This window comes from Vagococcus proximus (genome assembly GCF_029143285.1).
Classification (GTDB): Bacteria; Bacillota; Bacilli; order Lactobacillales; family Vagococcaceae; genus Vagococcus_D; species Vagococcus_D proximus.
In genome coordinates, this window is sequence record NZ_JAPDSH010000001.1 from 172070 (window position 1) to 191838 (window position 19769).

21 protein-coding genes and 1 other annotated feature are annotated in these 19769 nt (G+C 35.5%); of the genes, 17 read left to right on the plus strand and 4 right to left on the minus strand.

Annotation, left to right across the window (positions count from 1 at the left end; genetic code table 11):
* The first annotated feature begins 10 nt into the window (after window positions 1–10).
* The 10 genes from mutM to OL233_RS00865 all read left to right on the plus strand — a co-directional run bounded on the left by mutM (window position 11) and on the right by OL233_RS00865 (window position 9337).
* Window positions 11–847: a DNA-formamidopyrimidine glycosylase gene (gene mutM, locus OL233_RS00820; protein ID WP_275470477.1), complete on the plus strand. Its 837-nt coding sequence runs from the start codon at window positions 11–13 to the stop codon at window positions 845–847.
* The gene (coaE, locus tag OL233_RS00825) at window positions 848–1441 is read left to right on the plus strand and encodes a dephospho-CoA kinase (protein ID WP_275470478.1); all 594 of its coding nucleotides are present in this window, start codon (window positions 848–850) and stop codon (window positions 1439–1441) included.
* A gap of 168 nt (window positions 1442–1609) precedes the next feature.
* Complete coding sequence (gene nrdR, locus OL233_RS00830; protein WP_275470479.1) at window positions 1610–2071, plus strand: transcriptional regulator NrdR; 462 nt, start codon at window positions 1610–1612, stop codon at window positions 2069–2071.
* A 23-nt stretch (window positions 2072–2094) separates the two neighbouring features.
* The gene (locus tag OL233_RS00835) at window positions 2095–3498 is read left to right on the plus strand and encodes a replication initiation and membrane attachment family protein (RefSeq protein ID WP_275470480.1); all 1404 of its coding nucleotides are present in this window, start codon (window positions 2095–2097) and stop codon (window positions 3496–3498) included.
* A complete protein-coding gene (gene dnaI / locus OL233_RS00840; protein WP_275470481.1) occupies window positions 3498–4430 on the plus strand; it encodes a primosomal protein DnaI in 933 nt (310 codons plus the stop codon). Before OL233_RS00835 ends, dnaI begins: the two co-directional genes overlap by 1 nt.
* Before the next feature lie 128 nt (window positions 4431–4558).
* Window positions 4559–5128, plus strand: a complete 570-nt coding sequence (locus tag OL233_RS00845; protein WP_275470482.1) for a YceD family protein — start codon at window positions 4559–4561, stop codon at window positions 5126–5128.
* 63 nt (window positions 5129–5191) lie between these two features.
* The gene (rpmF, locus tag OL233_RS00850; protein ID WP_126830950.1) at window positions 5192–5374 is read left to right on the plus strand and encodes a 50S ribosomal protein L32; all 183 of its coding nucleotides are present in this window, start codon (window positions 5192–5194) and stop codon (window positions 5372–5374) included.
* 199 nt (window positions 5375–5573) lie between these two features.
* Window positions 5574–6989, plus strand: coding sequence for an NADP-dependent phosphogluconate dehydrogenase (gene gnd, locus OL233_RS00855; RefSeq protein ID WP_275470483.1), 1416 nt, complete (start codon window positions 5574–5576; stop codon window positions 6987–6989).
* Between the two features lie 159 nt (window positions 6990–7148).
* Window positions 7149–7835 carry a response regulator transcription factor gene (locus OL233_RS00860; protein WP_126830948.1) on the plus strand — a complete coding sequence of 229 codons (687 nt, stop codon included), beginning with the start codon at window positions 7149–7151 and terminating at the stop codon, window positions 7833–7835.
* Window positions 7835–9337 (plus strand): HAMP domain-containing sensor histidine kinase, encoded by a 1503-nt coding sequence (locus tag OL233_RS00865; protein WP_275470484.1) that lies wholly within the window; start codon window positions 7835–7837, stop codon window positions 9335–9337. Before OL233_RS00860 ends, OL233_RS00865 begins: the two co-directional genes overlap by 1 nt.
* 58 nt (window positions 9338–9395) lie before the next feature.
* Here the strand turns inward: OL233_RS00865 and OL233_RS00870 are convergent, their stop codons facing one another.
* The 4 genes from OL233_RS00870 to OL233_RS00885 form a co-directional block, all read right to left on the minus strand.
* Complete coding sequence (locus OL233_RS00870; RefSeq protein ID WP_275470485.1) at window positions 9396–10394, minus strand: inorganic phosphate transporter; 999 nt, start codon at window positions 10392–10394, stop codon at window positions 9396–9398.
* 12 nt (window positions 10395–10406) lie between these two features.
* Window positions 10407–11027 (minus strand): DUF47 domain-containing protein, encoded by a 621-nt coding sequence (locus tag OL233_RS00875; protein WP_275470486.1) that lies wholly within the window; start codon window positions 11025–11027, stop codon window positions 10407–10409.
* Between the two features lie 264 nt (window positions 11028–11291).
* Entirely contained in the window at window positions 11292–12254 is a 963-nt protein-coding gene (gene yidC, locus OL233_RS00880) for a membrane protein insertase YidC (RefSeq protein ID WP_275470487.1), read from the minus strand.
* A gap of 137 nt (window positions 12255–12391) precedes the next feature.
* Window positions 12392–12667 carry an acylphosphatase gene (locus tag OL233_RS00885; RefSeq protein ID WP_275470488.1) on the minus strand — a complete coding sequence of 92 codons (276 nt, stop codon included), beginning with the start codon at window positions 12665–12667 and terminating at the stop codon, window positions 12392–12394.
* Between the two features lie 152 nt (window positions 12668–12819).
* On the opposite strand from OL233_RS00885, the gene OL233_RS00890 reads away from it, so the two are divergent.
* The 7 genes from OL233_RS00890 (at window position 12820) to OL233_RS00920 (ending at window position 19767) form a co-directional block, all read left to right on the plus strand.
* Entirely contained in the window at window positions 12820–13581 is a 762-nt protein-coding gene (locus OL233_RS00890; RefSeq protein WP_275470489.1) for a TrmH family RNA methyltransferase, read from the plus strand.
* Window positions 13582–13689: 108 nt separating this feature from the next.
* Complete coding sequence (locus OL233_RS00895; protein WP_437184396.1) at window positions 13690–14196, plus strand: HD domain-containing protein; 507 nt, start codon at window positions 13690–13692, stop codon at window positions 14194–14196.
* Between the two features lie 85 nt (window positions 14197–14281).
* On the plus strand, window positions 14282–14614 hold the full coding sequence (locus OL233_RS00900; RefSeq protein WP_275470490.1) for a winged helix-turn-helix transcriptional regulator: 333 nt from the start codon (window positions 14282–14284) through the stop codon (window positions 14612–14614).
* 53 nt (window positions 14615–14667) lie between these two features.
* Window positions 14668–14889 (plus strand) — a binding site (T-box leader).
* 60 nt (window positions 14890–14949) lie between these two features.
* On the plus strand, window positions 14950–15999 hold the full coding sequence (pheS, locus tag OL233_RS00905; RefSeq protein ID WP_275470491.1) for a phenylalanine--tRNA ligase subunit alpha: 1050 nt from the start codon (window positions 14950–14952) through the stop codon (window positions 15997–15999).
* Between the two features lies 1 nt (window position 16000).
* Window positions 16001–18418 carry a phenylalanine--tRNA ligase subunit beta gene (gene pheT / locus OL233_RS00910; RefSeq protein WP_275470492.1) on the plus strand — a complete coding sequence of 806 codons (2418 nt, stop codon included), beginning with the start codon at window positions 16001–16003 and terminating at the stop codon, window positions 18416–18418.
* 128 nt (window positions 18419–18546) lie between these two features.
* Window positions 18547–19071, plus strand: a complete 525-nt coding sequence (locus OL233_RS00915) for a hypothetical protein (protein WP_275470493.1) — start codon at window positions 18547–18549, stop codon at window positions 19069–19071.
* Window positions 19072–19077: 6 nt separating this feature from the next.
* The gene (locus OL233_RS00920; RefSeq protein ID WP_275470494.1) at window positions 19078–19767 is read left to right on the plus strand and encodes a cytochrome c biogenesis CcdA family protein; all 690 of its coding nucleotides are present in this window, start codon (window positions 19078–19080) and stop codon (window positions 19765–19767) included.
* Window positions 19768–19769: the final 2 nt, after the last annotated feature.

The following is a 19769-nucleotide window of genomic DNA, read 5'->3' on the forward strand; positions in this document are numbered from 1 at the left end:
GAGGACTAGTATGCCTGAGTTACCAGAAGTCGAAGCTGTCCGTATAGGATTAGAGCAGTTAGTAAAGGGAAAAGAAATTAAAGAGGTTGTTGTTAACTGGGGACGTATTATCGAATCGCCGGAGGTTGAAACATTTAAGAATGAGTTGATAGGCGAAGTATTTGAGCGTTTTAATAGAAGAGGAAAATTTTTGATATTAGGACTGACTCATTACGAGTTGATTTCGCATTTAAGAATGGAAGGGAAGTACGAGTTTCATTCGTCAGATGATGAGGTTCAGAAACATACGCATGTTATATTTAAATTCACAGACCATACAGAATTACGTTATTTAGATGTTAGAAAATTTGGTCGTATGACACTAGTACCGAAAGATGAAGCCTCTTCATACAAAGGTATTCAAAAGTTAGGTCCGGAACCAATTGAATCAGATTTTGAATTAGCTATTTTCTCAAAACAGTTAAAGCGGTCAAGTAAAGCAATCAAACCGTTATTGTTAGATCAAAAATTAGTAACGGGTTTAGGGAATATTTATGTTGATGAAGCATTGTTTGAGGCTGCTATCCATCCTGAACAGCCAGCGGACACATTGAGACCCAAAGAAGTTGCGGCGTTGCATAAAGCTATTATCACGGTTTTAGGACGTGCAGTAGAGGCTGGAGGCACGACGATAAGAACTTATAAAAATGCTTTAGGTGAGGCTGGAAAGTTTCAACATGCTCTGAATGTTTATGGTCAAACAGGTACGCCATGCCCTATATGTGGAGAGCCTATTACAAAGACTAAAGTTGCTCAACGTGGCACTCATTATTGTACAAGGTGTCAAAAGTTAAGGAGGGTCAAATAAATGACATTTTTTTTAGGTTTAACAGGAGGGATTGCGACAGGTAAATCAACTGTTAGTCATTATTTTTCTGAACAAGGCTATCCAGTTATTGATGCTGATAAAGTTGCTCGAGAGGTCGTAGAGCCCGGAACATTGGGCTTAGAAAAAGTTGTTGCAGCGTTTGGTACAGGCATTTTAACACAGCAAGGTGAATTGGATCGTCAAAAGTTAGGTCAGCTTGTATTTAGTGATGTTTTGAAACGAAAAAAACTTGATGCGGTTTTAGATGGTGAAATAAGACAAGCTATTGATAAGGAAATGGAAGATTATAAATTTAGAAATGAACCCTTGGTTATAGTTGATATTCCCTTGTTATATGAAGCTGGATATGAGACGTTAATGACAAAAGTGATGGTTGTTTATGTATCAGAAGAAATCCAAATTAAACGCTTAATAGAAAGAAATTCGTTAACTCAAGAAGAGGCTAGGCAGCGAATGAACAGTCAATTATCAATTGAAATAAAAAAAATGAGAGCTGATTTTGTTATTGATAACAGTGGGACAAAAGAAGAAACGAAACGGCAAGTTTTAGGTTGGTTAGATAAAAAAGGTTAAAATTACTAAAAAAGCTGTTTTATACGGCTTTTTTTTTCTGTTTTTAAACGATAAGACGAATGTATTGATAGGATAGTTGCTATACCAATAGCCCTTTTCATGCTATAATGACACTATAATTAGGACAAATAGCAAATTAAAAATAGAGAAGATAATTGAGGTGATAGCATGCAATGTTCAAAGTGTCAGTATAACGGATCACGGGTAGTAGATAGTAGACCTTCTGACGAAGGAAGAGCAATTAGACGACGACGCGAGTGTGAATCATGCGGCTTTCGATTCACTACATTTGAACGTATAGAGGCGACACCCCTGCTCGTCATTAAAAAAAATGGCGGACGTGAAGAATTTAATCGAGATAAGATTTTGCGAGGGTTAATTCGATCGGCAGAGAAACGTCCAGTTTCTATGGAACAAATGGAGCAAATCGTGGACCAAGTTGAAAATAAAGTGAGAAGTTTGGGTGAAAATGAAATTTCAACAACACTTATTGGTGAATATGTTATGGAAGAATTGGTTAATTTAGATGAGATTGCTTATATTCGTTTTGCAAGTGTTTATCGCCAATTTAAAGACATGAGTGTTTTCTTAAAAGAGATGCAAGAAATTTTAGATAAAGAAGATAAATAGATAAGGAAGGAGATTGTTAACAAATGAATACAGCATGGAAACAACTCCATCCACAAGATAGTTTTACGGTGAAATTGAACCGCCCAGTAACGATAGAAGACGAACAAGTTCTAAGTTATTTGTATCAACCAATAATTGGAATAGAAGCATTTGGCTTGTATCATGCCTTTTTAACAGCCATTCCAGTGAATGATTTTGAGAGTGACGAGCAATTTCATTCAGAATTATTCAATCAATTAAATATCGATTTACCGAGTGTCTTTAAAGCGCGAGTTAAGTTAGAAGGGCTGGGTCTGCTCAGAGTATTCGTAAAAGAAGAAGGAGCAAGACGTCAATTTCTTTATGAGTTATACCCACCACAAACCGCAGCAGAATTTTTAAAAGATACAGTCTTAAGTCTTCTATTAGTTGATAAGATTGGCGAAGAACGTTATGAAAAATTAACAACACGTTTTGCTATCCCGAAGGTAGACCGTTCAGAGTATCAAGAAATCACTAAAAAATTTGTTGATGTTTATCAGTGGAATCAAGAAGGGATACATAGTCAAGAAAAACTATTGTCTGAAACAAAGGAGAAATTTACTCCGGAGGATGCAGTAAAACCAACTGTGACGGATTCGACATTCGATTGGTCTTATTTTTTAAGTCTGTTAGACAGTTTGTATGTGGATAAAACACATCTAGAGACTGAAGTAAAAGAGATGATAGTTACGGTTCATCGTTTATACGGTATCGATGAGTTAGAGATGAAAAAAATACTGGAACCAGAAATTGATTATGTGACGAACCAAGTTAATATTAAGCAGTTCAGACAAAGTATTATAAAAAAATATCATGTGGGTAAGAAGCAAACTAAACCAGAACCTGTTGAAGATAATACGTTGACCTCTGAAGATCAAGAAACGAAGAGACGTAACACACTTCTAAAAAAAGGGTATTCTGAAGGTGAAGTACAAGTTATTTTATCAAGTGAAACGATCAAACCAATGGTCTTTTTATCAGCTATAAAAAAACAAAAAGGTGGATTTGTAGCCATTGAGGAACGTTGGGCTGTTGAAAATTTAGTAAGAGATACAGGCCTACCAGATGCTGTCATTAACGTTTTAATACATTTTGTATTGGTGGTTAAAGATAATGCGACATTTGCACAGAAGTATGCTAATGCTATAGCAAATGACTGGGCACAAGCAGGAATAAAAAAACCAGAAGATGCGGTTACAAAAGCAAAAGAAGTGAGTTCTTCTAAAGCGAAGAAAACGCGTTCCTATGGTTCAAAAGGTTACAATAATAAATCTGTTCGTAAAGAAAGTGTACCGGAGTGGGTAGGAAAAGAAAGAGATGAAAAACCTATTTCTAAAGAGTCTGATGATTTTATAAATGAAAAGATTAGAAAACTTCGTGAGAAAAAGAAGGAAGGTGAGTCATAGTGGAAAATGTAGGGGATGAAATGGTAAAGGTTATGGCAAAAAATGATCGAATAGAAGAATTTAATAAGTTAGTCCGTGAAGTTATGCAGGACAGTGATGTTCAAACTTTTATTGCTGAAAATAGAGAAAAATTAACTGATGAAGATATTTCAAAAAGTTATGCTAAGCTTTATGAGTTTGTTCGTGAAAAACGTAAATTTAAATTGAATGATCCAACTATGATAGCTCCAGGTTATGAACCAAAACTGGTTATCAACTATCATTCAATCGATGTAATATATGAAGAAACTGAAGAGTTGCTTGCAAAAAAAGCAGAAGAGAAACTTCGAAGACGAGTTAAATCTGTTGGTGTATCTAAAGATGTACGTGAAGCAAAACTTGAAAATTATATCAGAACTCAAGAACGTGAACAAGCGTTAAGAGAAGCTTTATTATTCATTGACTCTTATATTGAAAACCCAAAACAATTTCATCAAGGCATGTATCTTCAAGGGTCATTTGGTGTTGGAAAAACATATTTACTTGGGATTATAGCGAATGAGTTAGCAGAGTATGGGATTGATTCAAGCTTAGTCCACTATCCGACACTGTTAGATGAGATGAAGCGTTCATTTAAGGACAATAGTACTGGTGATAAAATTGATGCGGTTAAGAAAGTACCTGTTCTAATGCTAGATGATATCGGCGCTGAAGCGATGACAAGTTGGGGAAGGGATGATGTTCTTGGCGTTATCTTACAATACCGTATGCAAGAACAATTACCAACCTTTTTCAGTTCAAACTTAAGTATGAACGAGTTAGAAAATGAACATTTTACAGTGAGTCAAAAAGGTGAAGTTGAACCAATGAAAGCTAAGAGAATCATGCAACGTATTCGTTATTTAGCTAAAGAAATTGAATTAATCGGAGAAGATCGTCGTTTGAACAAGTAAGTAACATATATCAATCCTAATTAAAAATGAAAGAATGCAACAGGTTATAACGGGGTGTCAAGAAAATCTCATTGACAAACATATGAAAGCCTAGTATAATAATTTTTGTTGCTTAGAGGTGATGGAAAATGAAATGGTCATTATTAGAATTAAAAAAATACAAAGAAAGTCCGTTAGAGTTTTCAGAAGTAATTGATGTCAATGACACGATTACAAAACGTGAACCTGGGATTTTGTCTGTAGCACCTGTGACAGTTACAGGGACAATCAGTGTTAGCAATGATGGATATATTGCGACATTTACGATTGATACAGTGATGACATTAGCATCAACTCGTTCGTTAGAACCTGTGCCGTATCCGTGCAACTTAAATGTTGTAGAGTTTTATATGACACCTGAGCAATATGCGAGTCAAAAAGACCTTTTATCTGATGAAGATATCGTTATGATTCTTGAAAAAGACTTAATTGATTTATCTGAAGCAGTAGAAGATCACTTGATTTTATCAATCCCCTTACAAGTTTTAACTGAATCTGAACAAGAAACAGATGCGACTGTTAAAGGTAACGATTGGGAATTAATGTCAGAAGACGCATATTACGAACAACAATTGCAACAAGATAACACAAATATTGATCCTCGTCTTGCAAAATTGTCAGCTTTATTAGATAATAGTAAAGATTCCGATGGTGAGTAAGATTGGAATAGATAGCGAAAAGCATTTGTTTTTTGCTAAATGATTTAAGGAGGTGTAGTTAATATGGCAGTACCTGCTAGAAGAACTTCAAAAGCTAAAAAAGCTAAGCGTCGTACGCATTACAAAATGTCAGTACCTGGTATGAGCACATGCTCAAACTGTGGCGAAATGAAACGTAGCCACCACGTATGTCCAGCTTGTGGTCATTACGATGGTAAAGACGTATCAGCAACTAAAGAAGCATAATAACATTTTTGAAATGTTAAAATCCCTTAGACAACCATGGAGTCTAAGGGATTTTTTTGTTGTCTAAAAATGACTGCGATAAATTAAGCGTGTTTTATTTAAATATTGTTTAAAATAAGTTATAATCATGATAAAGTAAAAAATACTTAAAAGACACTTGTTCTAATGGTGTTACTTTTAGTTACTAGGAGGATATAACATGTCAAAACAACAAATTGGTGTTGTCGGAATGGCCGTAATGGGTAAAAATTTAGCATTAAATATCGAAAGCAGAGGATACTCAGTTTCAATATTTAACCGTACAGCTTCAAAAACTGAAGAGGTTATTGCTGAACATTCAGATAAAAAATTAGTTCCTACCTATACTGTAGAGGAATTTGTAGCGTCATTAGAAAAACCACGTCGTATTATGTTGATGGTTAAAGCTGGAGATGCGACAGATAAAACAATTCAAAGTTTATTACCACATTTAGATAAAGGTGATATCTTAATTGATGGTGGAAATACGTTCTTCCAAGATACGATTCGTCGTAACGAAGAATTAGCTAACTCTGGGATTAATTTCATTGGTACGGGTGTATCAGGTGGAGAAGAGGGTGCGCTTAAAGGTCCCGCTATCATGCCAGGTGGACAAAAAGAAGCTTACGATTTAGTTGCGCCTATTTTTGAACAAATCGCAGCAGTAGCTGAAGATGGTAAACCATGTGTGACATACATTGGTCCGAACGGTGCAGGTCATTATGTGAAAATGGCTCACAACGGAATTGAATATGGTGATATGCAGTTAATTGCAGAGTCATATGACATCTTAACTAAACTACTAGGGTTATCAGTTGAAGAGCTAGCAGAAATCTTTACAGAGTGGAATAAAGGCGAATTAGATAGCTATCTAATTGAAATCACGTCAGATATCTTAACTCGTAAAGATGACGAAACAGGAAAACCGATTGTTGATGTTATTTTAGATGCTGCTGGAAATAAAGGAACAGGTAAATGGACAAGTCAAAGTGCGTTAGACTTAGGTGTTCCGCTACCACTTATTACAGAGTCTGTATTTGCTCGTTATATTTCAGCCATGAAAGATGAACGTGTAGCAGCAAGTAAAATTATACCTGCGCCTGCTGTTAAAGCATTTGATGGCGATAAAAAAGAATTCGTTGAAAAAGTACGTGAAGCGTTATACTTCAGTAAAATTATGAGTTATGCCCAAGGGTTTGCTCAATTACGTATTGCATCAGAAGAATTCGGTTGGGATTTAGAATATGGTGAAATTGCTAAAATTTTCCGTGAAGGATGTATTATCCGTGCTAAATTCTTACAAAAAATTACAGATGCTTACGAGCGTCAAGCTGACCTTAAAAACTTGCTACTAGATGAGTATTTCAATGAGATTACTCAAAAATACCAACAATCAGTTCGTGATGTTGTAGCGGTAGCAGTACAAGCGGGTGTACCGGTACCAACATTCTCATCTGCAATTAGTTATTATGATTCATATAGAAGTGAAAACCTACCTGCAAATATTATCCAAGCGCAACGTGATTATTTTGGTGCTCATACATATGAGCGTAAAGATAAAGAAGGAATCTTCCATTACGATTGGTATACTAAATAAAACTAAAACTACTTATCTATTAAAAGATAAGTAGTTTTTAGTTTTTGTTCACATGTTATTTTAATAGAGGTTAAAATATACCATAGCTTTTTTAACCAAGAATCGTTATAATAAAGGGTAGGAATAGTAGTATTCTATCAAAGAAGGAGATTACACTAGATGAGTAATATTTTAATCATTGAAGATGAAAAGAATTTAGCCCGTTTTGTTGAATTAGAATTGAAACATGAAGGCTATCATGTTGAAGTTCATTATAATGGACGTACAGGCTTAGAAGCAGCTTTAGCTGGAGATTGGGATGCCATTCTCTTAGATTTAATGTTGCCTGAATTAAATGGTTTAGAAGTTTGTCGTCGTATTCGTCAAACTAAAAATACACCAATTATTATGATGACAGCACGTGATTCTGTTATTGATAGAGTTTCAGGATTAGATCATGGTGCAGATGATTATATCGTAAAACCCTTTGCTATTGAAGAATTATTAGCAAGATTGAGAGCGTTACTTCGTCGTATTGACATTGAAGGTGATAAAAATATCATGAAACAAACAACATTGTCTTACCGTAATCTAACGATTGAAAAAGAGAATCGAATTGTTAGACGTGACAATGAAGTGATCGAATTAACCAAACGTGAGTATGAGTTATTATTAGCTTTAATGGAAAATGTTAATGTTGTTCTAGCACGTGATGTGCTACTTAATAAGGTATGGGGATATGAAACAGAAGTAGAAACAAATGTAGTAGATGTTTACATTCGTTATCTTAGAAACAAAATTGATGTTCCAGGAGAAGAGAGTTATATTCAAACTGTCCGTGGAACAGGTTATGTGATGAGATCGTAATGTCTGCCTTTAGAAAAGAAATAAAATCTTTATTTAAGTCCAACTTAGTCATTACGGTTAAGTGGACTTTATTAACGTCTACTTTTATCTTTATCCTCTTTACAACGTTTGCTCTTATTACTTATAAGACAAGTACGGATTTAATGGTTAGAGAAGAAAAACGTAATGTGAAGCATACCTTAAACGAAATTTCTAAACGTCTATCGGAATCAGAGCATGATCTTACTTTGAAGGATACGATTTTTTATTTAAAAGATTCGTCAGATATGGGACTAAATAATAACAGTGAAAATATTATTCAATTGAATAGTTTTATTGCTGAATTATCTCAGCCCGAATTAGCTGCTACAGTCTACAACAAAGACAAAGAGTTAGTTTTTGAAACCAAAGACTATAATTTGAAATACCGAGGGTCAAATGTAAAAGAAACGAAGGAAGTAGAAATTGAGAATAACACAGGCTTTTTAGCTACTCAACCTGTAAAAAATAAAGAAGGCAAGCTAGTTGGCTATATTCAGTTATTTTACGATTTGAGCTTGGTTCATGGTATTAGAAGTAAATTATTAAGTACCATGATTTTACTTGTGGCAGCCGGTGTTATAATTAGTCTGTTATTAGGGTTTATGTTATCGTCATATTTCTTAAAACCACTTCGCAAGATGACTCATGTTATTAATGTTATTAAAAGTGATCCACAGTCTCAAATTCGTTTACCTGAAATGAAATCGAAAGATGAATTTTCTGATTTAGCAGAAGTCTTTAACGATATGATGGATCGTATGCAGAAATTCATTGAGCAACAGCAACAATTTGTTGAAGATGTTTCGCATGAATTGAGAACGCCTGTGGCGATTATAGAAGGCCATTTAAAGCTTTTAAATCGATGGGGTAAGGATGATCCAGAAATCCTAGAGGAGTCCTTAGAAGCGTCATTACAAGAGATTATTCGCATGAAGAGTTTAGTTCAGGAGATGTTAGACTTATCCCGATTGGAACAAGTTGAATTCCAACACAAAAATGATATCTCTATGGCGAAAGAAGTGACTCATCAGACGTTTAATAACTTTCAGATCTTATATCCGGACTTTACCTTTATCTTAGATGATGCTCTATTCTCGGAGCGTAAGGTAAAAATTTACCGTCATCATTTCGAACAATTATTAATTATTATTTTAGATAATGCGGTTAAATATTCGAGAGATCGTAAGGAAATTCATATGTCTGTTGCTTCGACAAGAGACCAATTGGAAATTGCAATACAAGATTTTGGAGAAGGGATTTCTGAGGAAGATCTTGCTCAGATTTTCAATCGTTTCTACCGTGTAGACAAAGCAAGAAGTCGTCATAAAGGTGGAAATGGCCTGGGATTATCAATTGCTAAAGAGCTTGTAGAGAGCTATGGTGGTAAGATCTTAGCTGAGAGTGCAGTGGGCGTAGGAACTATTTTTAGAATATTCTTACCGATGGTTGAACTCCCTAAAAAAGAAGAAGATGAAGCGTAGAGCTTCATCTTCTTTTTGTATAAAAAAATCGACCTCGGTAAGAGATCGATTGTTGTAATTAAACAAATAAATGCAAGACTGTGAAGATAAGTGCTGAGATAATAATTGAGATAGGTAATGTAATAATCCAAGTGAATAACATACGTTTACCTGTGTCCCATTTAACACCTTTAGGTCTATGTGATGTACCAACACCCATAATAGAAGAGCTGATAACATGAGTTGTACTAACTGGTAAGTGGAATAGAGTAGCACTAAAAATTACTAATACAGAACTGACATCAGCTGCAACACCTGTAACAGGTTTAATTTTCATAATTTTTCCACCGACAGTTTTGATGATTTTCCAACCACCAATACTTGTTCCGATAGCCATAGCTGTCGCACAGGCGATTTGAACCCAGTGTTGAACTTCATCACCAGATTGCATGCCATTTGCCATAAGGGCCATTGTAATAATCCCCATAGCTTTTTGAGCATCATTTGTTCCGTGAGTATAAGATTGTAATGCGGCAGTTAGAATTTGGAAAATTCTAAAATTCTTATTCGCACGAGATAGATTGTGATTTTTAAAAATAGTTTTAATAATGCTATAAACGATATACCCAACAATAAAAGCAATAAATGGTGAAATAATTAAACCACCAAAGATTTTAATGAAACCAGAATACTTAATGGCTCCGAATCCTTCAGATGCAATAGCAGCACCGGCGATAGAACCGATTAAAGCATGTGATGAACTACTAGGAATACCATAGTACCATGTTACTAAGTTCCAAATAATAGCAGATAATAGGGCAGCAAGTAGAACAAGTTGCATGTTATCTAATTTAACAGGATCAACGATCCCGCTTGTAATTGTTTTAGCAACACCTGTAAATGAAACAGCACCAAGGAAGTTCATTACAGCAGCTAATATAATCGCATGTTTTGGTTTTAAAGCTTTAGTTGAAACACTTGTTGCAATGGCATTGGCAGTATCATGGAATCCATTGATAACGTCAAATGCTAAGGCAGCAATAACAATCAGAATAGTTAAGACTAACATTTGATCCATTTAAATTGCCCCCTATGCGTTCTTCATAACAATTGTATTTAAAGTTTTAGAAACATCCTCACAGAAGTTTGCGATTTCTTCTAAATCTTCATAAACTGTTTTATAGCGAATGATACGGATTGGGTCTTCTTCTTCTTGGAATAGTGCAAGTAAAGCTTCGCGGTATAAATCATCACATTTTGATTCATGTTGTTTGATTTTTTTAGATAAGCCATTTACTTCTTTTAATTTTTTAGTAAAGATGTAATCAACTGCTTCAGCAATTTCTTCTGTCGCGCCACAAATTTCTGCAGCCATTTTAGTGATAACATCGTTAAATTTTGATAAGTGACAAATTTCAAATGATAAGGCAGCTTTTTCCATTGAATCTAAAACATCGTCGATACGGTTTGTTAATTCTAAGATATCCTCACGTTCAATAGGTGTGATAAATGTATCATTAAGCTCTACGATCATGTCGTAAACTAATTTATCTCCTTTAGATTCATAGTTATTAATGGTTTCAGAAAAGATAGCGACATCTTCAGGTTTCTCAAGAGAGAAAGATGAAAAATATGTTGCGGCTTCTTTTAGATTCACCGTCATGTCATGTAGTAACTCACCAAACTGATCTTTTTTATTTCTTGAAAACATTTTTAAAACTCCTCGCTAGTTAAATTTTATTTTTTTACCAACTACTTCCACATGGTAACATAAATAAATTCATTTAACTATGTAATTTTCTGTATTATTTGAAAAAAAATGAAAAATAATTTAATGGGGTTATGAAAAGGCTGTAATTACTGATGTATAAGGTTTTATGAATAGTCCTATAACTCTTTTTATCCCCGTTTTTTTCAAAAAAAAATGAAAGAAAAACTCCTTCTTGAATGTTATTTTCAAGAAGGAGTTTTGTTATTATTTACGTTGTTGTTTACCAGCATTACGACCGTTTTTTGGTTGTTTATTATTTAACTGAGCGTTTCTTGGCTTAGCTGATTTTGTTTGGTACGTTTTATTGACTTCTTTTGGTTTTTCGGTAGGTGTCACAACGGCTTTAGGAGGATTCTTTTTGAATTCTTCCGCAATTTGTTTACGAATACGTGGTTTTTGGTAAAGATTTGAAATCAGTGTTTGGATACAGCTGAAAATCCCTCCAACTACCCAGTAAAGTGTTACGCCGGCAGGTGAACTTAATGAAATAAACCCAATCATCATTGGAGACATGAATAACATCATCTTCATTTGTTTTTTCTGTTCCTCTGACATGCCAATTGTACTCAAGTAACTTTGTAATAAGTAACTTAAAGCAGCTAGGACTGTTAGGATCATATTTGGTTTACCTAAGTTAATTCCTAAGAAAGTAGCACTTTCAATACCAGGCATATACTTGATCGTAAAGAATAGAGCAGTAAAGATTGGCATTTGAATAAGGAGTGGTAAACATCCCATTCCACCAAACATACTCATGTTATTGTCTTTGTATAAAGCTTGGAGCTCTTGATTGGCAGCCATTTGTTCTTGAGGTGTTGTTGCTGCTTTTTGTTTTGCTTGAATAGCAGACATCTGCGGTTTCAAGTATTGCATTTTTTCTGATTGATAGCTGGCTTTTTTAGTTTGGTGTAAGCCAAGTGGCAGGATAATCGCACGTACAATTAAGGTAAAGACGATAACGGCTAATCCATAATTTCCACTAAAGATATCAACGAAATAGTTGATTAAATGACTCATTGGTTCTACTAAGAGGTTGTACATCCAGCCATCACCAGTTGGTTTTCCAATATTTGGACCAGACTTATAAGTTTGGACACAACCTGATAACGTTAAAACTAATCCGAAAAGTCCTGATGCTAAAAGACCTTTTTTAAGCGATTTTTTCATTATATTCTTCCTTTACTTCTAAATTTACTGATAATGTTAACTATAATAGATTATGACTTAATTTTCAATCAAATAAAAAAATAAACAGAAAGCGTATTCCTTGTTTAATTATTTCTTAAGGATTAGGTGAGATGACTTTAATAGGTGACATCAAAAGCTGTATAGTTTGGTAGAACATCTACAAAGTTAATTATCACATTATCAACGCGACCGCTTGGTGTGGGAGAAGCTTCTACTAAGGAAATGAATTTCTTTAATTTTGTTTCATCACCTGTTGCTTCTATATAAACAGAACCATCGGGTAAATTTTTTACAATACCTTTAATGCGAAGTCTGTCCGCTACCATTTTAGTAGTGATACGAAACCCGACATGCTGCACTCTTCCTTGAACTGTTAATTTTACATGATTCATTAATAACTGCCTCCTATAAAAGTTAATGTGATACTATTATTGTACGATATTCTTCTAGTTATACAACTGAAATATGGATTAGTATAGTAGGAATAAGAAGAGAATGCTATAATTGATGGATAATAAAATTATAAAGTTAGGTGACGACTGAAATGAAAGAAATTACATCTACTAAGAATGCTTATATAAAAGAATTAAAAAAATTAGATAAGAAAAAATACCGTGATGAAACAAATCGTTACATCGTTGAAGGTGAACATTTAGTCCAGGAAGCAATAAAAGCTGGCGCGGCAATAGAGGGCGTTCTTTGTACTGAAACAGGGCAAATGTTATATGAAGATATGGCAAAAGAAGTGTGTATTGAAGACGTTTATTTAGTGACAGAAGAAGTGATGAAGAGCTTGTCATCTGTACCAGCTCCACAAGGTATTATAGCTGTAATCAGAAAAGGAAAAGAAGAGGCGATTCCTCAATCAGGGACGTTCCTTCTATTAGATGGCGTTCAAGATCCGGGGAATGTTGGTACAATGATCCGAACAGCTGATGCTGCAGGAATTAAGACTGTTATTTTAGGTGAAGGAACGGCTGATATATATAATTCCAAAGTTTTACGTTCTATGCAAGGTAGTCATTTTCATGTAACCGTTCGTCAAGCTGTCTTAACGGAAGTGATTGCCGAGATGAAAGAAAATAATATTCAAGTTTACGGAACAGAATTAAATCCAGAAGCTGTCTCGTACCGAACAGTGGAAAAAGCAAATGAATTTGCTCTTGTTATGGGAAATGAAGGACAGGGTGTATCCAAAGAAGTATTAGCCTTAACAGATAAACAATTATATATTCCGATTGTGGGTCAAGCTGAGTCATTGAATGTTGCTATTGCAGCGGGAATTTTAATGTTTTCATTAACTTAAAATGACAATTCTTACGATTTGTTTAATTTAAGGTGCTTAAATGGACTGTTATATCTGTTGGTGGTAAGATTAAGATGTAGTAAAAGTATATCTTAATGGAAAAGGATGATGAATGGATTGAAGCATGATTGGCAAGCCGATGAAGAGTACATGTCGTATATTGAAGATTTAATTAACACTGAAGAAGTTCAAAAGTTGGGTGAATTTACGCAGCATCACTATTCAACGCGTTTGGAACATTCGATTTCAGTATCATATATCAGTTACCGTTTAGCTAAGAAATGGAAAGGGAATGCGCGTTCCACTGCTCGTGCGGGATTGCTACATGATCTGTTTCACTATGATTGGCGCACCGAAGAGTATGATGGCGGTACCCATGCTTATGTTCACCCTCGCGTGGCCGTAAAAAATGCAGAAAAAATTACAGAGTTGTCAGATTTAGAACGTGACATTATAATTAAGCATATGTGGTTGGCAACAATTGCCCCTCCGCGTTATAAAGAAAGCTATATCGTAACGATGGTCGATAAATACTGTGCAGTAAACGAAGTGGTTGTGCCAGTTTATCACAATGCGAAACATAAAGTGACGTCGTTTTTTAAAATGGCGAGCTAATCTAAGCAAGTAAAAAACAGTCAAAGCAAAGTCTATTGGCTGTTTTTATTTTGAAAGAGACAGAAGGAAGTGGGGAGGTTAAGGTATGAACGAAAGCGACTGTAAAGAACGTCAATTTCAGCTGTGTCCCAAATTTGAAAAAACATTCTCGATTTTAGGCAAACGCTGGAATGGTTTAATTATTGATGTTTTACTTGAGGAAGGCTGTCAGCGTTTTAGTGAATTAGCTTTGAAAATTCCTGAAGTGAGTGACCGAGTTTTAGTTGAACGACTCAAAGAATTAGAAGCGAATGAGATTGTAACACGTTGTGAAGATTGTAAAAATAGTAAAAAAGTGGATTATTGTCTGACAGAAAAAGGGAAAGATTTGAAGCAAGTTATGTCAGAAATCCAAACGTGGGCTGAAAAGTGGATTTAGTCAGTCTGAACTTGACCTAGCCATGTTATTCATGTAGACTAATTGGTAATAGAAGAAAAACATTGCGGGAAACTAGTAATTTAGTTATGAGATGTCTCAGGGAGCATTGGCCACTGACTGAAAGCCAAGCACGGATCACTAAATGAATTCACTTCCTAAGTTGTCTAACTAAACATTAGACCGGTGTCGTAGGACATCGTTACCAACAATAAAGTGTATGGCAAAGTTTAACTTTGCTATAAAATAGGATGGTACCGCGAGATCTCGTTCCTTATATATAAGGAATGGGGTCTTTTTTTGTTTTCCTCAATTATAAAAAAAGGAGTGACAGAGACATGTCTTTAAAACAGCAATTAGAAGCGTTAAAAGAAGAAACATTACAAAAGATTTCAGCAAGTGATGCGTTAAATGATTTGAATCAAATCCGTGTTGAAACATTAGGTAAAAAAGGTCCAATCACAGAAGTATTACGTGGGATGAAAGATTTATCTGCAGAGGAGCGCCCAGTAGTAGGGAGCTTTGCCAATGAAATTCGTGACCATTTAACAGAAAAATTAGAAGAAAAGAAAGTTCAATTAGAAGAATTAGAATTGAACCGTAAACTTGCTAAAGAAACACTTGATGTAACGCTTCCAGGTAAAGAATTAGTTCAAGGAACAAGCCATGTTCTAACACAAACAATGACAGAGATGGAAGATATTTTCTTAGGAATGGGCTACCAAATTGTGGAAGGCTTTGAAGTAGAACAAGATGAGTATAATTTTGAGCGTATGAATTTACCAAAAGATCACCCAGCTCGTGATATGCAAGATACGTTCTACATTACAGAAGAGTTGTTATTAAGAACACATACCTCTCCAGTTCAAGCTCGTACAATGGAAAAACACGATTTTTCTAAAGGTCCTCTTCGTATGATTAGTCCAGGTAAAGTATTCCGTCGTGATAGCGATGATGCAACACATAGTCATCAATTCCACCAAATCGAAGGATTAGTCGTGGATAAAAATATTACAATGGGCGATTTAAAAGGTACCCTTGAAGTAGTTATGAAAAAAATGTTTGGTGATGACCGTGAAATTCGTCTACGTCCAAGTTACTTCCCATTTACTGAGCCTTCAGTTGAAGTGGATGTGAGCTGTTTCAAATGTGGCGGTAAAGGATGTAACGTTTGTAAAGAAACTGGTTGGATTGAGATTTTAGGAGCGGGTATGGTTCATCCTAACGTCCTTAAAATGTCTGGTATTGACCCAACAGTATACAGTGGGTTTGCTTTTGGTATGGGGCCAGACCGTATTGCAATGTTACGTTACGGGGTTAATGATATTCGTAATTTCTATCAAAATGATGTTCGTTTCTTAGAACAATTTTCAGTAAAGGAGAAATAATATGTTAGTTTCTTATAAATGGTTAAACGAATTAGTTGATTTATCATCTGTTACACCAGATGAATTAGCAGATAAAATGTCTCGTACAGGGATTGAAGTTGAAGAAGTAAACGTTCCTGAAGAAGGACTTAAAAAAATCGTCGTAGGTGATGTAAAAGAATGCGTGCCACACCCAGATAGCGATCATTTATCAATTTGCCAAATCGATGTAGGTGAAGAAGAACTTTACCAAATCGTTTGTGGTGCTCCGAATATTGCAGCGGACAAAAAAGTGATTGTAGCATTACCAAACTCACGTATAGCGGGTAATGTAAAAATTAAAAAAGGTAAAATGCGTGGCGAAGTATCATTAGGAATGGTATGTTCACTTCAAGAGCTAGGTTATGGCGATAGTGTTGTACCAAAAGCTTATGCTGAAGGGATTTACTTCATGCCAGAAGAAGCAAAAGCTGGCGAGCCTGTCTTTTCATACTTAGCGATGGATGATGCGATTGTTGAATTATCAATCACACCAAACCGTGCAGATGCGTTAAGCATGCGTGGTGTTGCTCATGAAGTAGCGGCTATTTACCGTAAAACACCAACATTCCCAACAAAAGAATTAGTTGAGGATACAACTGAAAAAGCGAGCGATTACTTGTCAGTAAGTGTGGCAGATAAAGAGGATACACCTAATTATCGTATGCGTATTGTGAAAGATGTGACAGTGAAAGAAAGTCCATTATGGTTACAAACACGTTTAATGAATGCCGGCATTCGTCCAATTAACAACATGGTAGATGTGACGAATTATGTCTTATTATTATTCGGTCAACCTTTACACGCCTTTGATTATAATGAATTAGGATCAAAAGAAATTTTAGTTCGTCGTGGTCAAGTAGGAGAAAAATTAGTGACACTTGATGGGGAAGAACGTGAGGTTACGCCTGAGAATATCGTGATTACGAATGGTCAAAAACCATTAGCATTAGCTGGTATTATGGGTGGTCAAGAGTCAGAAATCACTGAAAAAACAACGACGATTGCGATTGAAGCAGCAACGTTCGATGGAATTGTAACGCGTAAATCAGCGAAACAATTTGGCTTGCGTAGCGAATCAAGCAGCCGTTTTGAAAAAGGGATTAACTTAGATACAGTAGCAGAAGCTTGCGAATTCGCTGCAGCGATGATGGCTGAATTAGGTGAAGGAACAGTTGTTTCTGGTGAAGTTGTAGCAGAAGAAACAAAAGCACCTGACACTAAAGTAGCGATTGAATTATCACGTATTAATGGTTCTTTAGGAACTGATCTAACAGTTGAAGCAGTGAATGAAATTTTAACAGCTTTAGATTTCAAATTTGAAGTGACGGGTGAAAGCTATGTGATTTCAATTCCTGGACGTCGTTGGGATATTTCAATCGAAGCAGATATCATCGAAGAAGTAGCACGTATCTATGGCTATGACAATTTACCATCAACTTTACCAAGTGGTGAAGCCTTACCAGGTGCTTTAACAGATGACCAACGTTTAATTCGTGCCATCCGTGAGTCAGTTGAAGGAAATGGTCTAACAGAAGCGATTAGTTATGCGTTAACAATCGAAGAAAAAGCAACACAATTTGTGCTAGATAAAGCTCCAGTTGTGGCTCTTCAATCACCTATGAGTTCTGATCGTGCGGTATTACGTCAAAACTTAATCAGTGGGTTATTAGAAGACGTGGCTTACAACACAGCTCGTAAAAATAATGATGTAGCGTTATATGAAATCGGTAAAACATTTAAACAAGAAGAGGGACAAGCTCTTCCAACTGAAACACGTTCATTAGGTTTCGCCTTAACAGGTTTAAGAGAACAAGGAAGCTGGCAAGTTGCCAAAGCACCTGTTGATTTCTATGTGGCTAAAGGTATTGTTGAAAGTATCTTGACAACTCTTGGTTTAACGGAAGCGACAACATTTGTTGCGACAGATGAATTAAAAGAGATGCACCCAGGACGTACAGCATTCTTAATGGCAGGGGAAGAAGTGATTGGTTTTGTTGGTCAAGTTCACCCATTAACTGCTAAAGCCTATGATATTAAAGAAACGTATGTAGCTGAAATTAATTTAGAAAAATTACTAGCTATAACAAGCACTGGCATTAACTATGCCCCTGTTTCTAAATTCCCGGCAATGTCGCGTGATATGGCATTATTAGTGGATGCGTCTATCTCTAATCAAGCATTAGTTGATACGATTAAAGCGAATGGCGGACGTTTCTTAACAGATGTGACATTATTTGATATCTTCCAAGGTGAAAAACTAGGAGCAGATAAAAAATCAATGGCTTATTCATTAACATTCTTAAATACAGAGGCAACTCTAGTAGATGAAGAGGTTACAAAAGCAATGGATAAAGTTCAAGCTGCATTAGTTGAAGAATTTTCAGTTGAAATTCGTTAAAAATAATAATAAGGAGTCTGTCTAATGACAGGCTTCTTTTTTGTACAAAATTAAGGTTTGTTTGAAGCTAAAAGAAAGACTAGTGGTGTGGGTATATGTTATATTAATGGTTCGAAAAGGAGACTATTATGAAAAAAATTATAATTGCGCTAGCGGCAGTTTTACTTGGTGTTGCTGCGTATATAGGCTTTAGACCGGAAACAGAAGCCTCGAAAGAATCTGACACATCAAAAATTAAACAGACTCAATCTGCTAACCATACAAAAAAAGAAGAGGATGCTAAGGATTTTAAAAGCTATAATGAAACCTTAATCAAGGACATCTATGGTGCTGAGGATAATCAGTCACCAAATGAAAAACGCGAGAGCCTTTCAAAACGTATGACACCAGAATTAGTAGATATGATGTGTCGTCCTATTGGGGATCCTAATGCTAAGCAAAAAAGTCAAACTAAAATTGTAGAGTCCACGATGCTAAGTGTGAAAGACTTGGCTAAAGATGAAAAAGAAACAGTGACTCGTTTTGTGATTGAGGCGCCAACAGGGAAACAATTTCCAATGGCAGCGAAAGCCCATTATAAAAAACAAGACAAGAATTGGATCATGGATAAGGTAGAGCCTGTTCAGGAAGAACAAGAAGCTAAGGGGGAATAGAATAAAATGACGTTATTTTTAATTTTATTTCTAGAAGGTATTTTAACTTTCATCTCCCCGTGTATTTTACCTTTAATGCCGGTTTATGTATCGTATTTTGTGGGGAGTTCGCAGTCTCAAAGTACACGTACGGTACTTTCAAGGGTTGTGACGTTTACATTAGGATTTTCTACCGTCTTTGTTTTGATGGGACTATTTTCAGGTAGTTTATCTCGATACCTAATTGCTTACCGTAGAGAAATTCAAATGGTAACGGGGGTACTTATCGTCATTGCTGGTCTAAAGATAACAGAATTAATACCTGTTCTTAATAAATTAAATGTGTTGCAATTGGGATTGAAAAAAACCGTTGCTATAAAAGAAACAAGTGGCTTAGGAACATTCTTTTTCTTTGGCACACTTTTTGCACTAGGATGGACACCTTGTCTAAGTGCTTATCTAGGAACAGCATTAATGCTAGCTGCTCAAAGTCAATCCGCACTTTTAGGTGGTGGGTTATTACTCGTCTATTCAATTGGAATGAGTATCCCGTTTGTTTTAACCACATTCTTACTGACGCGCTTTACATCAGGCATGATTTGGATCAAACAGCATTATCGCCAAATCAATATTATCTCAGGTATCTTAATGGTACTTGTAGGTTTAGCGATCATGACAGGTTGGGTTGATTATTTACAATTGTTAGTAACACGTTAAAG

What these genes read in the sequence shown, in the direction of transcription:
- mutM (WP_275470477.1), top strand. Translation starts at nt 11, where the DNA reads ATGCCTGAGTTACCAGAAGTCGAAGCTGTCCGTATAGGATTAGAGCAG.
- coaE (WP_275470478.1), top strand. Translation starts at nt 848, where the DNA reads ATGACATTTTTTTTAGGTTTAACAGGAGGGATTGCGACAGGTAAATCA.
- nrdR (WP_275470479.1), top strand. Translation starts at nt 1,610, where the DNA reads ATGCAATGTTCAAAGTGTCAGTATAACGGATCACGGGTAGTAGATAGT.
- OL233_RS00835 (WP_275470480.1), top strand. Translation starts at nt 2,095, where the DNA reads ATGAATACAGCATGGAAACAACTCCATCCACAAGATAGTTTTACGGTG.
- OL233_RS00845 (WP_275470482.1), top strand. Translation starts at nt 4,559, where the DNA reads ATGAAATGGTCATTATTAGAATTAAAAAAATACAAAGAAAGTCCGTTA.
- rpmF (WP_126830950.1), top strand. Translation starts at nt 5,192, where the DNA reads ATGGCAGTACCTGCTAGAAGAACTTCAAAAGCTAAAAAAGCTAAGCGT.
- gnd (WP_275470483.1), top strand. Translation starts at nt 5,574, where the DNA reads ATGTCAAAACAACAAATTGGTGTTGTCGGAATGGCCGTAATGGGTAAA.
- OL233_RS00860 (WP_126830948.1), top strand. Translation starts at nt 7,149, where the DNA reads ATGAGTAATATTTTAATCATTGAAGATGAAAAGAATTTAGCCCGTTTT.
- OL233_RS00865 (WP_275470484.1), top strand. Translation starts at nt 7,835, where the DNA reads ATGTCTGCCTTTAGAAAAGAAATAAAATCTTTATTTAAGTCCAACTTA.
- OL233_RS00870 (WP_275470485.1), bottom strand. Translation starts at nt 10,394, where the DNA reads ATGGATCAAATGTTAGTCTTAACTATTCTGATTGTTATTGCTGCCTTA.
- OL233_RS00875 (WP_275470486.1), bottom strand. Translation starts at nt 11,027, where the DNA reads ATGTTTTCAAGAAATAAAAAAGATCAGTTTGGTGAGTTACTACATGAC.
- yidC (WP_275470487.1), bottom strand. Translation starts at nt 12,254, where the DNA reads ATGAAAAAATCGCTTAAAAAAGGTCTTTTAGCATCAGGACTTTTCGGA.
- OL233_RS00885 (WP_275470488.1), bottom strand. Translation starts at nt 12,667, where the DNA reads ATGAATCATGTAAAATTAACAGTTCAAGGAAGAGTGCAGCATGTCGGG.
- OL233_RS00890 (WP_275470489.1), top strand. Translation starts at nt 12,820, where the DNA reads ATGAAAGAAATTACATCTACTAAGAATGCTTATATAAAAGAATTAAAA.
- OL233_RS00895 (WP_437184396.1), top strand. Translation starts at nt 13,690, where the DNA reads ATGAATGGATTGAAGCATGATTGGCAAGCCGATGAAGAGTACATGTCG.
- OL233_RS00900 (WP_275470490.1), top strand. Translation starts at nt 14,282, where the DNA reads ATGAACGAAAGCGACTGTAAAGAACGTCAATTTCAGCTGTGTCCCAAA.
- pheS (WP_275470491.1), top strand. Translation starts at nt 14,950, where the DNA reads ATGTCTTTAAAACAGCAATTAGAAGCGTTAAAAGAAGAAACATTACAA.
- pheT (WP_275470492.1), top strand. Translation starts at nt 16,001, where the DNA reads ATGTTAGTTTCTTATAAATGGTTAAACGAATTAGTTGATTTATCATCT.
- OL233_RS00915 (WP_275470493.1), top strand. Translation starts at nt 18,547, where the DNA reads ATGAAAAAAATTATAATTGCGCTAGCGGCAGTTTTACTTGGTGTTGCT.
- OL233_RS00920 (WP_275470494.1), top strand. Translation starts at nt 19,078, where the DNA reads ATGACGTTATTTTTAATTTTATTTCTAGAAGGTATTTTAACTTTCATC.